Here is a 14,186-nt window from a genome sequence, read left to right as displayed (position 1 = left end):
CTCGTCAGTCATCACTCAGTCATTACGAGGAGAGACCCCTTATGGACTTCGCCTACACCCCGCGCCTGACCGAGCTGAAGGAACGCGCCGCCGCCCTCGCGGACAAGATCATGATTCACGAGGACGCCTGCGAGGCGAACAACGGACTGACACCCGAGGTGCTGCGCGGGATCCGCGACGACGTGCTCGCCAGTGGGCTGCAGGCCGTCAACATGCCCACCGAGTGGGGCGGCGCCGGACTGAGCGTCCTGGAGCAGGTCGTCGTCCAGGAAGAGCTGGGCAAGCTCACCAACGCCCTGTGGGACACCGTGTGGCGGCCCGCCAACGCCCTGTCCGCCTGCACCCCGGCACAGCGGGAGCGCTACCTCGTGCCCGGCATCCTCGGGCAGCGCCGCGACGCCGTCGCCATCACCGAGGCCGACGCCGGCTCCGACCCGCAGGGCATCGCCACCACCGCCACACGGACGGCGGACGGCTACCGCATCGACGGCGAGAAGTGGTTCGTCACGGTCGGCGACGCCGCGGACTTCTTCGTCGTCCTGGCCCTGGTCGGCGAGGAGCGGGCGCCGACCCTCTTCCTCGTCGACAAGGACCTGCCGGGCGTTCGCCTCAAGCGCGTTCCCCGCTACATGCACACCTTCGTCTACGAGCACCCCGAGTACGTCTTCGAGGGCGTCGAGGTCGGCGCGGACGCGGTGCTCGGCGAGGTCGGCGGCGGCTACGACCTGACCCGCAGCTGGTTCACCGAGGAACGCCTGATGATCGGTGCCCGCACCGTCGGCGCCGCCGAACGCGCCCTCGCCCTGGCCACCGAGTGGGCCCGCGAACGCGTCCAGGGCGGCCAGGCCCTGATCGAGCGCCAGTTGATCCAGGGCATGCTCGCCGACAGCGCCGTGGACATCGCCGTCAACCGCGCCTTCGTCCACCAGGTGGCCTGGGAGTTCGACCAGGGCGGCGACCGCAAGACGCTGCACGCCAAGGCTGCCATGGCCAAGCTGTCCGCCTCCGAGGCCGCGGGACGGGTCGCCGACCGGGCCGTGCAGATCTTCGGCGGGCGCGGCTACATGCGCGACTACCCCGTGGAGCGGCTCTACCGCGAACTGCGCGTCGACCGCATCTGGGAGGGCACCTCCGAGATCCAGCGCCTCGTCATCGCCAACGAGATCAGCAAGCGCGGCCTGGGCATGCTCGACTTCCCGACGACCGGAAGCACCCGCGCGTGAGCGCCGGCACCGTCGAGATCCGGCGCAGCGGCTGCACCGCCGTGTTGACGCTGCGCCGGGAGACGAAACTCAACGCCCTCTCCACGCACCTGGAACGCGAGCTGCTGCGCGCCCTGGACGACAAGGCCGTCACCACCAGCCGTGCCGTCGTCCTCACCGGCGGCGACCGGGTCTTCTCCGCGGGCGCCGACACCGGGGAGCTGCGCGACATGACCCCGGAGGCGATCGCCGCGTACTACCGCGACTCGGGCGCGGTGTACGAGAAGGTGGCCGCCCTGCCGCAGCCCACCGTGTCCGCCATCGCCGGCTACTGCCTCGGCGGCGGCCTGGAACTCGCCCTGGCCACGGACTTCCGGGTGGCGGACCCGACCGCCGTGTTCGGTCTGCCCGAGGTCGGCATCGGTATCCTGCCCAGCTCCGGCGGCACCTACCGCACGGTCCGCGCCGTCGGACCGGCCCGCGCCCGTGAACTGGTGCTGCGCGGACGCCGCCTGGACGCCGAGCAGGCCCTCGCCTGGGGCCTGGTCACCGAGGTCTGCGAGACCGGCGAGCACCTCGCGACGGCCCACGGCATCGCAGGCGAACTGGCCGCGCTGCCACCCCTCGCGGTGGCCGTCACCAAGCGCGTCATCGACGTCGCGACGGACTCCCCACGAGAGTCCTCCCTGCTGCTGGAACAGCTCGCGTACGCGTCCCTCAACCAGGCCACCCGCACCCCCACCGAGGACCAGACATGACCGTCACCTCGCGTTCCACCCCCGCAGCTGCGGCCGAGCCCCCCAGCGGCCGACCGGTCATCGAGACCCGTTCCATCGACTACGTGCCCCTGGCCGAACGCCACGGCAAGGTCTGGCACCTGTTCCCGGTGTGGTTCGCCGGTGACGCGCACCTGGCCACGGTCGCCACCGGCGCCATCGGGGTCGCCCTCGGCGGCAACCTGATCTGGACGGCGATCGCCGTCGTCCTGGGCAGCGCCTTCGGCACGTTCTTCATGGCCTTCCACTCCACCCAGGGCCCGCAGCTCGGCCTGCCCCAAATGGTGCAGTCCCGCCCGCAGTTCGGCTTCGTCGGCGCCCTGCTCGTGTGGGTCACCGCGCTCACCACGTACGTCGGGTACACCGCGTTCAACGAGATCCTGGTCGGCCGCACGCTGGAGCACCTGGCCCACGTGCCCAACGGGGCGAGCTACATCGGCTACGCCGTGGTGGGCATCGTCCTGGCGGTGATCGGCTACGACTTCATCCACCGGGCGTCGCGCTGGCTGACGTACCTCATGTTCGTGGCCCTGATCGTGTTCACCGTGGGCGTCGTCGTGGCCGACCCGTTCAGCTCCGCGCAGCTCGACCTGGGTGCCTTCGCCCTGTCCCCCTTCCTGGTCCAGTTCTTCACCGCGGCCGTCTACCAGCTCTCCTGGTCGATCTACGTCTCCGACTACTCCCGCTACCTGCCGCCGACGGTGGGCGTGCGCTCCTCGTTCTGGTGGACCTACCTCGGGGCGACGATCGGCGGCGCGTGGATGATGCTGGTCGGCACCGTGGCCGCCGGGCTGTTCCCGAAGCTGACGCTCGTCGAGTCGATCATCTCCGCCGGAAACGAGGTCTTCCACGGATTCGGCATGACGCTGCTGCTGGCCTCGGTCCTGCCGCTGATCACCATCGGCACCCTCAACTTCTACGGCGGCAGCCTGACCCTGCTGTCGAGCATGGACTCGGTGCGCCGGATCAAACCCACCGTCGCCAAGCGCGTCGCCACCCTCCTCGTGATCGGCCTGGTGTCCACGGCGATCGCCTTCGGCTCCGACGAGACGTTCCTCCAGCAGTTCGAACACTTCCTCGTCGTGCTCGGCTACCTCTTCACCCCGTGGACGGCGATCAACCTGGTCGACTTCTACGTGGTGCGCCGCGGCCACTACTCGATCCGGGAGATCTTCAACCCGCGCGGAACCTACGGCCGTTGGAGCTGGCGCGGGCTGGTGTCCTACGCCGTCGGCTTCGCCTCGATGATGCCGTTCGCGGTCGTCGGCGACAGTATGGGGCCCGTGGCCCGCTGGATGGGCGGCCTGGACATCACCATGATCGTCGGCCTGGTCGTCTCGGCCGGCCTGTATCTGCTGGTCTGCCGATCGCTGGACGTGGAGGGCGAGCGCGCCGTCGTCGACCACGCCGACGACGGCCTGGACCCGGACGTCCCGCCGGGTACGTCGCTGACGGCATACACCGCGTGACCACGGCCGCCTCCGTCCCGTCCGGTACGCCCGCGCCGTTCGGAACCCCCGCCGCGCGGGCGGTCGTAGGGGGCCACCGGGCCCCGCCCCGTTCACCAGCGAAGGGACATGACTCGTGGACATTCAGGGTGCTGCGGACCTCCCGCAGCGGATCGGCGTCGTCGGCGCCGGACAGATGGGCTCGGGCATCGCCGAGGTCTGCGCCCGGGCCGGCCTGGACGTCCTCGTCGCCGAGAGCGGACCCGACGCGCTCGCCGCCGGGCGGCGGCGCATCGAACAGTCACTGGCCCATGGCGTGCGCAGGGGAAAGCTGTCGGAGGCCGACCGCGAACAGGTCCTTGCCGGGATCCGACTGACCACCGATCTCGGGGACTTCGCGGACCGCGACCTGGTCGTCGAGGCCGTCGCCGAGACCCAGCGGGCCAAGGTCGACGTCTTCGCCGTCCTGGACAAGGTCGTCGCACGCGAGGACGCCGTCCTCGCCTCCAACACGTCGTCGATCCCGATCGTCCGACTCGGCATGGCCACCACCCGGCCCGAGCACGTCATCGGCATCCACTTCTTCAACCCGGTCCCCGTTCTGCCCTTGGTGGAGCTGGTGCCCTCCCTGGTGACGGGCGAGCGGACCCGGGCACGCGCGGAGCGCTTCGCCACCGCCGTGCTCGGCAAGCGGGTCATCCGCTCCACGGACCGCGCCGGATTCGTGGTGAACGCGCTCCTCGTGCCGTACCTGCTGTCCGCGATCCGGATGCTCGAATCCGGTTTCGCCTCCGCCACCGACATCGACCAGGGCATGGTCCTCGGCTGCGCGCACCCGATGGGCCCGCTGGCGCTCGCGGACCTGATCGGGCTCGACACCACGCAGGCGATCGCCGAGTCGCTGTACGCCGAGTTCAAGGAGCCGTTGTACTCTCCGCCCCCGCTGCTGCAGCGCATGGTGGAGGCCGGCCACCTCGGCAAGAAGACCGGCCGCGGCTTTCACCGCTACCCGGCCGCCTGAGCCCGGCGTCCGACCGGTGCGACGGCCGGACGCGCGAGCGCACATTCGATGACGACGAAGTCGACGACGGGCTCCAACAACCGCCCCGCGGGCGGTCAGGGTGCTCCTTCGGGGTGCACGGCCCGCACCGCCTCGACGACGGAGCCGCTGTGCACCAGGTCGACGGCCGCGCGGACCCGGGGGTACAGGACGACGTCCCGCGTGATGTGGTCGATGGCCCGCCCGTCGGCGGACCGGGTGGTGCGTACGAGTTCGAGGACCGCCCGGCTCGCGCTGGACAGCACCGAGGCGTCGGCGCCCTGTTCGGCCAGGCGCAGTTCGAGTGCCTGCGCGGCCATCAGCAGCTCGATGCCGACGACGGCCTCGATGTTGGCGACCACCTGCCGGGCGTGCCGGCCGGCGTTGTTCGCCATCGAGACGTGGTCCTCCTGGTTCGCGCAGGTCGGGATCGAGTCGACGCTGTCGGGATGGGCCAGCGTCTTGCAGTCCGACACCAGCGCGGCCGCGAGATACTGCGGCAGCATGTAGCCGCAGTCCATGCCCACCTTCTCGCTGGCGACGAGCATGTCCGGCAGCCCGCGGTTGAGGGAGCCGTCGTCGAGTCGGAACAGCCGGCGCTCGGCGATGCTGCCGATCTCAGTGACGGCGATGGCGAGGAAGTCCGCGGCGAACGCGAGGTACTGGGCATGGAAGTTGCCGCCCGAGACCGCCTTGAGGCCACGAGTCGCCGGAAGGTCCGGGAACACGAGCGGGTTGTCGGTAGCCGCGTTGATCTCGGTTTCCACGATGCCGTGCACGAAACGCAGTGTGTCGCGGACCGGTCCGAGCACCTGCGGTGTGCAGCGCAGCGAGTAGGCGTCCTGCGGCGGCCGCCGCACCGGGTCGCGGTCCACGTCGCCGTCGATCAGGCCGCTGTCGCCGAGCAACTGCCGGATGCGGGCCGCGGACTCGATCTGGCCGCGGTGCCCGCGGGCCTGGTGGATCTGCGGGAGGAACGCGTCCCCGAAGCCCATCAGCGCCTCGATGGACATCGCCGCGGTGATCTCGGCGGTGGCGAGCAGGTTCCGCGCGTCCGCGAGGGCGAGGGCCACCTGCGCCGTGGAGAACGACGTGCCGTTGGTCAGGGCGAGGCCCTCCTTCGCGCGCAGCACGATCCGCTCGATCCCGGCGTGGCGCATGGCCTCGAGACCGCTCACGATCTCGCCGTCCCGGAAGGCCTCGCCGCTGTCGAGTTCGACGTCCTCGCCGGCCGGACGCGACAGCACGATCGCCAGGTGGGCCAGCGGGATCAGGTCGCCGCTGGCGCCCAGGGAGCCGTATTCGGGGACCGCCGGGTGCACCCCGGCGGCGAGCATCCGCGTGAGGGTCTCGGGCAGCTCGGGCCGGACGGCCGAGTGGCCGCGGGTCAGGCTCGCGGCCCGGATCAGCATGGCGGCGCGCACCACCTCCTGGTCCAGATAGCGGCCCACCCCGCTGGCGTTGGAGACGATCAGCCGGCGGGACAGCTCGGCGGCGTCCTCGGCGGTGGCGAACGCCTGCCGTCCGGCCAGCGAACCGAAGCCGGTGTTGACGCTGTAGATCGGCTCCACCGGCTCGCCGGCCCGCATGCCCTCGACGATCGAGTCGACCCACTGCTCGCTCGCACGCATGGCTTTCACGGCGCTCTCGCCGACGACGACCCGACGGCCGCCGCGTGCGACGGCGAGGAGATCGTCGAGGGAAACGGGCGCTTCGCCCAAGGTCACTGGCTCGGTCATGGGTTCCTCCTGCGCAGAGGCTACGTGTCGTCTCAGGGGCTGCAATCGGCTGTTCTCAGGGGGTGAGAACAGCGCCGGGCCGCGGCGGCCACGGCGGCGTTGGCGTCCTCGTCGCCGACGGTGATCCGCACGCCCTCACCGGGGAACACGCGCACGGCGATGCCGGCGAGCGTGCACTGCCGCAGGAACTCCCGGCTCGTGTCCCCGAACGGCAGCCAGACGAAGTTGGTCCCGGACGCCGGCACCTCCAGGCCCGCCGCGCGCAACTCCGCGACGAGCCGGTCCCGCGAGGCGGTGAGCCACCGTACCCGACGTGCCGTCAGCTCCGGCTCGTCCAGGGTCGCCAGCGCGGCGGCGAGCGCGGGCGCGCTCAGAGTGAACGGCAGCGCCACGCGCCCGGCGGCGTCGAGCACCGCGGGGTCGGCCACGCAGTAGCCCACCCGCAGACCGGCGAGGGCGTAGGCCTTGGAGAAGGTCCGCAGTACGGCGACGTTCGGACACGACCGCTGAAGCCGCACCCCGTCGTCGGATCCGCCCGCCGGCACGAACTCGCGGTACGCCTCGTCCACGACGATCAGCACGTCCTCCGGAACGGCCGCGACGAAGGCGGCCAGGGCGCCCGGCGGCAGCACGGTCGAGGTCGGGTTGTTGGGATTGCAGACGAGGACCACGCGTACGGCGGGCGTCAGCGCCGCCGCGACCGCGGACAGGTCGGGCGCCGCGTCGCGCAGCGGCACCTCCAGCGGGGTCGCGCCCGCGGCGGCGACCAGGATCGGGTAGGTCTCGTAGGAGCGCCACGCGTAGGCGACCCGGTCCCCGGGGCCGGCGAACGCGCGCACCAACTGCTCCAGTACGGCGATGGAGCCGCCGCCGGTGAGTACCTGTTCCGGGCGGACTCCCAGGTGGCCGGCGAGGCGCGTTTCGAGTTCGGCGGGCCGCAGCGGCGGGTAGCGGTGGGCGGCACCGGCACTGGCCGCGATCGCGGCCCGCACCGCGGCCGACGGCGGAAACGGCGACTCGTTGGAACCCAGCCGATGCGTCGGCTCGTCCCCGACCCGGCCACCGCCGTAGGCGGGCAGACGCAGAACTCCCGCACGGGGGCGCGGCGTCATGCGGCCACCACCCCACCGGGGTGCAGGCCGCCACAGACGAACGCCTCGTCGGGGTGCGGGCTGTGGCGGACGGGCGCCTCGTCGGGCGCGGGTACCTCGCCGGGGAGCAGGCCGTCGGAGGCGCGTACCTCGGCGGGGAGCATGCCATGAGGGGAGGGCACCTCGCCGGGGTGCAGGTCTTGGCGGGTGACGGTCCCACCGGGGAGCAGGCCGTCGGAGGCGCGTACCTCGACGGGGAGCATGCCATGACGGGAGGGCAGCTCGCCGGGGTGCAGGTCTTGGCGGGTGACGGTCCCACCGGGGAGCAGGCCGTCGGAGGCGCGTACCTCGGCGGGGAGCATGCCATGAGGGGAGGGCACCTCGCCGGGGTGCAGGTCTTGGCGGGTGACGGTCCCACCGGGGAGCAGGCCGTCGGAGGCGCGTACCTCGACGGGGAGCATGCCATGACGGGAGGGCACCTCAACGGGGAGCAGGCCTTGGCGGGTGAGGGTCCCGACGGGGAGCAGGCCGTGGCGGGCGAGCACCCCACCGGGGAGCAGGCCGTCGTGGGCAGGCATCGCGACCCGTCGGCTGCGGATGACGTCCGTTCCGGTCGTCGCGCCGGGGTCCGCGCGCCGGGGGCGCGGGATCCGGCCGGGGCCGGACGGGTCCTGGCCGCGGCGGCGGACACGCCGCTCTCCGGTGGTCCGGACCGTCCGCGCGCGTCCGTCGGGCGCCTCCCGCAGCCGGACGCCGACTCCGCGTCCACCGCCGCGCGCGCTCACGCCAGGACCTTCGACAGGAAGGTACGGGTGCGCTCGTGGCGCGGATCGCCCAGCACCGCGGCGGGTGGACCACTCTCCACGAGCACGCCGTCGGACATGAAGTGCGCGACATCGGCGACCTCGCGCGCGAAGGCCATCTCATGGGTCACCACGATCATGGTCATGCCGCCCTCGGCCAGGTCGCGCATCACGTCCAGCACCTCGCCGACGAGTTCCGGGTCCAGCGCCGAGGTGGGCTCGTCGAACAGCATGAGCGCCGGACGCATGGCCAGCGCCCGGGCTATCGCCACGCGCTGCTGCTGGCCGCCCGACAACTGGCCCGGGTAGTGCCGCGCCTTGTCGGCCATCCCCACCCGTTCCAGCAGAGCGTGCGCCTCGTCCAGCACGTCCCGCCGGCGCGCGCCCTTGACGGTGACCGGGCCTTCCAGCACGTTCTCCAGCGCGGTGCGGTGCGGGAAGAGGTTGAACTGCTGGAACACCATGCCGATCCGTGCCCGGCGGCGGGCCACCTCACGATCGTTCAGCTCGTGCAGCCGGTGACCGACGCGGCGGTACCCGACGAGGTCCCCGTCGACCCACATGCGCCCCGCGTCGAGCTTCTCCAGGTGGTTGATGCAGCGCAGGAACGTGCTCTTGCCCGAACCGGAGGGACCGAGCAGGCAGGCGACCTCCCCCCGGGCGACCCGCATGCTCACTCCGCGCAGCACTTCGACATGACCGAACGACTTGTGCACGTCACTCGCTTCGAACATGGGCTCGCTCATGACGCGCTCCGCAGTGACGTGGTGGCTTCGACGGGGGCGGCGGGCCGAGCGCGCAGCAGCCGCGACGGCCGGGTCCGGCGCGAGGAGGTGACCTGGAAGCCGCGCCCGAAGTGCCGTTCGACGTAGTACTGTGCGACGGAGAGCACCGCGGTGATCGTCAGGTACCACAACGCCGCGACGATCAGCAGGGGAATGGTCTGGAAGGTGCGGGAGTAGATCAGCGACGCGGAGGTGAGCAGTTCGGCGTAGCCGATCACCAGCACCAGCGAGGTGTACTTCAGCATGCCGATCGTCTCGTTGCCGGTCGGAGGGATGATCACCCGCATGGCCTGGGGCAGCACGACGCGGCGCATCACCTGGCCCCGGCTCATGCCGATCGCCTGCCCCGCCTCGGTCTGGCCGCGCGGCACGGCGAGGATGCCGGAACGGACGATCTCGCTCATGTACGCGCCCTCGTTGAGGCCGAGGCCCAGGGTGGCCGCGAGGAACGGCGTGATCAGGCTGTTGGTGCCGGCCGAGGCCAGCTCCGGCCCGAACGGGATCCCGATCGAGATCCGGGGCAGCAGCGCGGAGAGGTAGAACCAGAACAGCAACTGCACCAGCAGGGGCGTCCCGCGGAAGAACCACGAGTACAGCCAGGCCACCTTGGACAGGACGGGGTTGGGGGAGAGCCGCCCGATCGCGACCACGATCCCGATGACCAGCCCCATCACCATGGCGATGCCGGTGAGTTCGAGCGTGCGGGCGACGCCGGTGAGGATCGGCTCGGAGAACAGGTACTGCCACACCACCGGCCACTCGAGCCGCTCGTTCGTGACGAGCAGGTGCAGGGCCATCGCGGCGAGCACGGCGAGGGCCAGCAGGGCGAGCCAGCGCCCAGGGTGGCGGGCCGGTACGACCGGGTCGCCCTCCTGCCCGGCCGGCTTGGCCTCGACGGTGGGGGCGGGGCTGCTCATGACGTCACCCCGTTGATGGGGAAGCGGTCCAGAGTGCCCGTCTCCTGGCCGTACTTGGCCAGGATCTTCTGGTAGGTGCCGTCCTGCGCCAGCCGCTCCAGTGCCTTGGCGAACGCCTGCTCGAGTGCCGTGTCGCCCTTGCGGAAGACGATGCCGAAGCTGCCGCTCTCGTACGGCGGGAGCATCGTGAACGCGCCGGTCTGACCGGCCACGTAGCCGCCCGCGGTCGAGTCGATCAGGGCCGCGTCGGCCCGTCCGCTCTGGAGGGCGAGCACCATCTGGTTCTGCCCGGGGAAGATGGAGATCTCGGGCGCGGGCCTGCCGTTCGCCCGGCACTTCTTGATCTGGTCCTGACCGTCCTGGACCTCCGTCGTCCCCTTGTCGATGGCCACCTTCAGACCGCACAGGTCGTCGAGGGCGGCCACCTTGCGGGGGTTGTCCTTGGGCAGCATGATGCCGCCGCCGGCCTGGAGGTAGTCGACGAAGTCGACCTGCTTCTGCCGCTCGACGGTGTCGGACATCGCCGACATCGCCAGGTCGTAGCGCTCGGCGGCCAGGCCGGGGATGATCGCGTCGAACGCGGTGTTGTGGAAGACCAGCTTGACGCCCAGCAACTTCTCGAATTCGTCCGCGAGTTCACGGTCGACGCCCTGCACTGTGGTGTTGTCGGCCGCGTAGGACTCGAACGGCGGGTATTCGATGTTGCTGGCGACGTCGAGGGTCGTCTTTCCGGCCGCCGCGTTCCGCATGAGCGAGTGCAGCGGCGCGTTCGTGGCGGCGGCGGCGCGGTCCGGTGGTGCTTTCGTGGCGGAGCCGCAGGCGGCCAGCAGGCAGGCGCCGGCGGTGGCCATGACGAGCGCGGTACAGGACGCGCCCCGACGGCGGGAAAGAGGCATGGACGGCTCCTGTCGAAGTCCTCGGCGCGCGGCCCCGTACCGCGGTGAAGCGGCTGGGACGGCGCGGGCCCTGTCGGCCGGCCACCGGTTCGCGCTCCGGTGCGCGGGGTACGCGGGACGGCGGCTCGGTGCCTGGAAGCTAGGGCGGCGACCGGCAGGCGCCAACGAGCCGTTCTCAGCGGGCGAGAATCCGCCATCGGCCGAAACGGATGACCACGCGGGGGACGAAGGGACTTTCGGGGTCCTGGCAGGGACTGTTCGGCCTCGGCGGCAAGGCGGCGCGTGCGGTGGACTGGAGGCGACAGGAAGGGCGCCGAGTGATGAGACGACGCAGCGTGGGCGAGCTGATGAGCCCCACCGCCGTGAGTGTGCGACCGGGCACGGCGTTCAAGGAGATCGCACGCGTCCTCGACGAGTACGACATCACCGCCGTCCCGGTGGTCGACGACGAGGACCGGCCGATCGGAGTGGTGTCCGAGGCGGACCTGCTCCGCAAGCAGACCCGCGGAGGCGTCGGGAGGAACGCGGGGGAGCTGATGACGAGCCCCGCCGTCGTCGCGGAGCCCGGCTGGCACGCCGTGCGTGCCGCACGGACGATGGAGCGGCACAAGGTCAAGCGCCTGCCGGTGGTGGACGGCGACGGCCGGCTGATCGGCGTGATCAGCCGCAGCGACCTGGTGCGGCTGTTCCTGCGCCGGGACCGCGAGATCCAGCGGGAAATCCTGGAGGACGTCATCGTACGGACGCTGGGCCTGCGGCCCTCGGCGCTCGCGGTCGAGGTCGCCGAGGGCCGGGTCGTACTCAGCGGCACGGTGGAGCACAGGAGCCTGATCCCGGTCACCGTGCGGCTGTGCGACAGCGTCGACGGCGTGGTGGAGGTGGTGAACCGGCTCGGTTTCGATCGGGACGACACCGTGGACCCTCCCGCCGTACGCGGCGGTCCGGCTCGTGCGGAGGCCGGCGTGCGCGCGGTGCCGGGCGGTGGGCACGGTCTGTCGTCGGTGCTGTCACCGCCCCGGCTCCGCTTCGGACGCCGCTGGTGAGCCGCCGGTAGTCATACGTCCAGGATCAGGCGTTCGCCCAGGCACCGCGAGACGCAGATCATCATGGTCTCGCCCGCGGCGCGTTCCTCCTCGCCGAGCACCCGGTCACGGTGGTCCGGCTCGCCCCCGAGAACCGCCGTCTCGCAGGTCCCGCAGACGCCTTCCCGGCAGGAACTGAGCGTCCGCACGCCCGCCTGCGACAGCGCGTCGAGGATCGACTGGCGGGCACCCACGGTGATCTCGCGGCCGTCGCGGGTCCGCACCGTGAACGGCCGGTCGCCCTCGCGGCGCGCGCCGCCGGGATCGGCGGTGAAGTGCTCCACGGTGAGCTTGGTCCCGGGGCGGGTCCTGGCGTAGTCCTCGACGGCGGTGAGCAGTCCGGGCGGACCGCACGCGTACACGCCGGCGTCCGCCGCTCCCAGCTTGTCGAGCTCCGCCGTGATGTCGGCGACGCCCGACTCGTCGTCGCGGTGGAGCCGCACCCTGTCCCCGTACCGGGCCAGCTCCGCGGTGAACGCCATGGAGGCGGCGGCCCGCCCCAGATACAGCAGCGTCCAGTCCTTGCCCGCCTCGTCGAGCGCGGCCGCCATCGGCAGCAGCGGCGTGATCCCGATTCCTCCCGCGACGAGGACGCAGCGGTCGGCTCCGAGGTCCAGCGGGAAGGTGTTGCGGGGGGTGCTCACCAGCAGGGTGTCCCCGGCGCGCACACGGTCGTGCAGGTGGACCGAGCCGCCGCGCCCGCCGGGTTCGCGCAGCACCGCGATCCGCCAGCGTGCCTCGTCCGGAGCCGACGACAGGGAGTACTGCCGGATCAGATCGCGGGAGAGCACGACGTCGATATGGGCCCCCGGCGTCCACCGCGGCAGGGCCCGGCCGTCGCGCGCCGCCAGGACGAGGGAGACGACTCCCGCCGCCTCCGTCGTCACCTCCTCGACCGTGACGGTCACGAACTGCTGCGCCGACATGGCTCCTCCGTCTCCGACTCGGCCTGTGCGGGGCGCGTTTCGAGGCGCACCGACCGCCGCATCGTGCGGAGCGCGGCCGCCACGCGGCAACGGCCTTTCTCAGCAGGCGATAACAGCCGTGTCCCGGACGCCCGCCGCCGAACTACCGTTCCTGCGCGGTGCCCGGCACGAGGCGGCGCAGCCCGGCGCCCGTCGTCCGGCACGCCCGCGCACACCGCCGGCCCGCGACTCGACCACCACCCGCGCCCACCCGAGGGGGCCTGATGACCAGCACCGCCGCCGACGGCGTCGTCGCATCCATCCCGGACGACCCCTACGACGACGCCAACCTGACCGATCCGTACCCGCTGTTCGACCGCATGCGCGAGGCGGGACCGGCGGTCTGGCTGGAGCGGTACGGCGTCCACGCCTTCACCCGCTTCGAGCAGTGCCGGCAGATCCTCGCCGACCACGAGACCTTCATCTCCGGCGCCGGGGTCGGTCCGCGCAACTACCACCAGGAGCCGCCGTGGCGCCCCGCGGGCATCCTCGACTCGGACCCGCCCGCGCACACCCCGCTGCGCACCGCGATGGCCGGAGTGATCTCCCCCCGCAACATCCGGGTGCTGCGTGCCGTATTCCATGAGTTCGCCGTGCGGCTCGTGGACCGGGTCCTGGAACAGCGCGAGTTCGACGCCATCACCGAACTGGCCGAGCTGTTCCCGATCGAGGTGTTCGGCAACGCGGTCGGCATACCCCGCGAAGGGCGAGCGGAGAACCTGCTGCCGCACGGTGCCATGAACTTCTCCGCGTTCGGCCCCGAAGACGCCCGCTACGCACGGTACTTCGCCGCCGGCGAGGGGACCGTCGAGTGGGTGATGAGCAACTGCGCCCGCGAGAACCTGACCCCGGACGGCCTCGGCGCCAAGATCTGGGAGTACGCCGACCAGGGCGTGATCACCCCGGACGAGGCGACCCGGCTGGTGCGCGCCCTGCTGTCGGCAGGCCTGGACACGACCGTACTGGCCATCGGCAACACCATGAAATGCCTGGCCACCCACCCCTCCGAATGGGCGGCCCTGCACGAGAGCCCCGCGCTGGCCCGGTTCGCCGTCGACGAGGCGCTGCGCTTCGAGTCGCCCTTCCAGTCCTTCTTCCGCACCACCTCCCGCGAGGCGGCGTTCCACGGGGTGCCCCTCGCCGAGGACACGAAGATCGCGCTGTTCATGGGCGCGGCCAACCGTGATCCGCGCCGGTTCGGGGACGACGCGGGCGAGTACCGGATCGAGCGGGACGCCTCCGGGCACCTGGCGTTCGGCATCGGCATCCACCAGTGCGTGGGCCAGCCGATCTCCCGGCTGGAGATGGACGTCCTGTTCAGCGAACTGGCCCGGCGGGTGCGGACGGTGGAACTCGTGGGTGAGCCGGTGCCGTTCCTGCACAACACACTGCGGGGCTGGACGCGCCTGCCGGTCCGGGTCACCCCGGCCTGAGGAGCCGCGG

Annotated in this window: 13 protein-coding genes; 6 read left to right on the top strand and 7 right to left on the bottom strand. The window is 71.8% G+C overall.

Going from position 1 to position 14,186, the window contains the following annotated elements; genetic code table 11:
- The first annotated feature begins 41 nt into the window (after nt 1–41).
- The 4 genes from ACWEK3_RS26420 to ACWEK3_RS26405 all read left to right on the top strand — a co-directional run bounded on the left by ACWEK3_RS26420 (nt 42) and on the right by ACWEK3_RS26405 (nt 4,447).
- Entirely contained in the window at nt 42–1,223 is a 1,182-nt protein-coding gene (locus ACWEK3_RS26420) for an acyl-CoA dehydrogenase family protein (RefSeq protein WP_453250728.1), read from the top strand.
- Nucleotides 1,220–1,960 (top strand): enoyl-CoA hydratase/isomerase family protein, encoded by a 741-nt coding sequence (locus ACWEK3_RS26415; RefSeq protein WP_453250727.1) that lies wholly within the window; start codon nt 1,220–1,222, stop codon nt 1,958–1,960. The genes ACWEK3_RS26420 and ACWEK3_RS26415 overlap by 4 nt, the downstream gene beginning before the upstream one ends.
- Nucleotides 1,957–3,447, top strand: a complete 1,491-nt coding sequence (locus ACWEK3_RS26410; RefSeq protein WP_453250726.1) for a purine-cytosine permease family protein — start codon at nt 1,957–1,959, stop codon at nt 3,445–3,447. Before ACWEK3_RS26415 ends, ACWEK3_RS26410 begins: the two co-directional genes overlap by 4 nt.
- Before the next feature lie 121 nt (nt 3,448–3,568).
- A complete protein-coding gene (locus ACWEK3_RS26405) occupies nt 3,569–4,447 on the top strand; it encodes a 3-hydroxybutyryl-CoA dehydrogenase (RefSeq protein ID WP_450542161.1) in 879 nt (292 codons plus the stop codon).
- Nucleotides 4,448–4,542: 95 nt separating this feature from the next.
- Here the strand turns inward: ACWEK3_RS26405 and ACWEK3_RS26400 are convergent, their stop codons facing one another.
- The 6 genes from ACWEK3_RS26400 to ACWEK3_RS26375 are packed head-to-tail and all read right to left on the bottom strand — an operon-like array spanning nt 4,543 to nt 10,696.
- Entirely contained in the window at nt 4,543–6,204 is a 1,662-nt protein-coding gene (locus tag ACWEK3_RS26400) for an HAL/PAL/TAL family ammonia-lyase (RefSeq protein ID WP_453250725.1), read from the bottom strand.
- Nucleotides 6,205–6,236: 32 nt separating this feature from the next.
- A complete protein-coding gene (locus ACWEK3_RS26395; protein WP_453250724.1) occupies nt 6,237–7,316 on the bottom strand; it encodes a histidinol-phosphate transaminase in 1,080 nt (359 codons plus the stop codon).
- A complete protein-coding gene (locus ACWEK3_RS26390; protein WP_453250723.1) occupies nt 7,313–8,080 on the bottom strand; it encodes a hypothetical protein in 768 nt (255 codons plus the stop codon). Before ACWEK3_RS26390 ends, ACWEK3_RS26395 begins: the two co-directional genes overlap by 4 nt.
- Nucleotides 8,077–8,832: an amino acid ABC transporter ATP-binding protein gene (locus ACWEK3_RS26385; RefSeq protein ID WP_450542159.1), complete on the bottom strand. Its 756-nt coding sequence runs from the start codon at nt 8,830–8,832 to the stop codon at nt 8,077–8,079. Before ACWEK3_RS26385 ends, ACWEK3_RS26390 begins: the two co-directional genes overlap by 4 nt.
- An 8-nt stretch (nt 8,833–8,840) precedes the next feature.
- Nucleotides 8,841–9,800 carry an amino acid ABC transporter permease gene (locus ACWEK3_RS26380; protein ID WP_453250722.1) on the bottom strand — a complete coding sequence of 320 codons (960 nt, stop codon included), beginning with the start codon at nt 9,798–9,800 and terminating at the stop codon, nt 8,841–8,843.
- On the bottom strand, nt 9,797–10,696 hold the full coding sequence (locus ACWEK3_RS26375) for an ABC transporter substrate-binding protein (RefSeq protein ID WP_450542091.1): 900 nt from the start codon (nt 10,694–10,696) through the stop codon (nt 9,797–9,799). Before ACWEK3_RS26375 ends, ACWEK3_RS26380 begins: the two co-directional genes overlap by 4 nt.
- A 320-nt stretch (nt 10,697–11,016) precedes the next feature.
- Between ACWEK3_RS26375 and ACWEK3_RS26370 the strand changes: the two genes are divergently transcribed.
- Nucleotides 11,017–11,739: a CBS domain-containing protein gene (locus tag ACWEK3_RS26370; protein ID WP_450542089.1), complete on the top strand. Its 723-nt coding sequence runs from the start codon at nt 11,017–11,019 to the stop codon at nt 11,737–11,739.
- Between the two features lie 11 nt (nt 11,740–11,750).
- Here the strand turns inward: ACWEK3_RS26370 and ACWEK3_RS26365 are convergent, their stop codons facing one another.
- On the bottom strand, nt 11,751–12,704 hold the full coding sequence (locus ACWEK3_RS26365) for a PDR/VanB family oxidoreductase (RefSeq protein WP_453250721.1): 954 nt from the start codon (nt 12,702–12,704) through the stop codon (nt 11,751–11,753).
- A 263-nt stretch (nt 12,705–12,967) separates the two neighbouring features.
- Between ACWEK3_RS26365 and ACWEK3_RS26360 the strand changes: the two genes are divergently transcribed.
- On the top strand, nt 12,968–14,176 hold the full coding sequence (locus ACWEK3_RS26360) for a cytochrome P450 (protein WP_453250720.1): 1,209 nt from the start codon (nt 12,968–12,970) through the stop codon (nt 14,174–14,176).
- The last annotated feature ends 10 nt before the right edge of the window (nt 14,177–14,186 follow it).

The sequence above is a fragment of the Streptomyces sp. NPDC004721 genome, from assembly GCF_053601495.1.
Note: the sequence above shows the minus strand (reverse complement) of the source record. Positions and strands in the feature narration are given on the sequence as shown.

Bases quoted from the DNA above. Each gene is read 5' to 3' on its own strand.
- ACWEK3_RS26420 (WP_453250728.1), top strand. From the start codon at position 42: ATGGACTTCGCCTACACCCCGCGCCTGACCGAGCTGAAGGAACGCGCC.
- ACWEK3_RS26410 (WP_453250726.1), top strand. From the start codon at position 1,957: ATGACCGTCACCTCGCGTTCCACCCCCGCAGCTGCGGCCGAGCCCCCC.
- ACWEK3_RS26400 (WP_453250725.1), bottom strand. From the start codon at position 6,204: ATGACCGAGCCAGTGACCTTGGGCGAAGCGCCCGTTTCCCTCGACGAT.
- ACWEK3_RS26395 (WP_453250724.1), bottom strand. From the start codon at position 7,316: ATGACGCCGCGCCCCCGTGCGGGAGTTCTGCGTCTGCCCGCCTACGGC.
- ACWEK3_RS26385 (WP_450542159.1), bottom strand. From the start codon at position 8,832: ATGTTCGAAGCGAGTGACGTGCACAAGTCGTTCGGTCATGTCGAAGTG.
- ACWEK3_RS26380 (WP_453250722.1), bottom strand. From the start codon at position 9,800: ATGAGCAGCCCCGCCCCCACCGTCGAGGCCAAGCCGGCCGGGCAGGAG.
- ACWEK3_RS26375 (WP_450542091.1), bottom strand. From the start codon at position 10,696: ATGCCTCTTTCCCGCCGTCGGGGCGCGTCCTGTACCGCGCTCGTCATG.
- ACWEK3_RS26370 (WP_450542089.1), top strand. From the start codon at position 11,017: ATGAGACGACGCAGCGTGGGCGAGCTGATGAGCCCCACCGCCGTGAGT.
- ACWEK3_RS26365 (WP_453250721.1), bottom strand. From the start codon at position 12,704: ATGTCGGCGCAGCAGTTCGTGACCGTCACGGTCGAGGAGGTGACGACG.
- ACWEK3_RS26360 (WP_453250720.1), top strand. From the start codon at position 12,968: ATGACCAGCACCGCCGCCGACGGCGTCGTCGCATCCATCCCGGACGAC.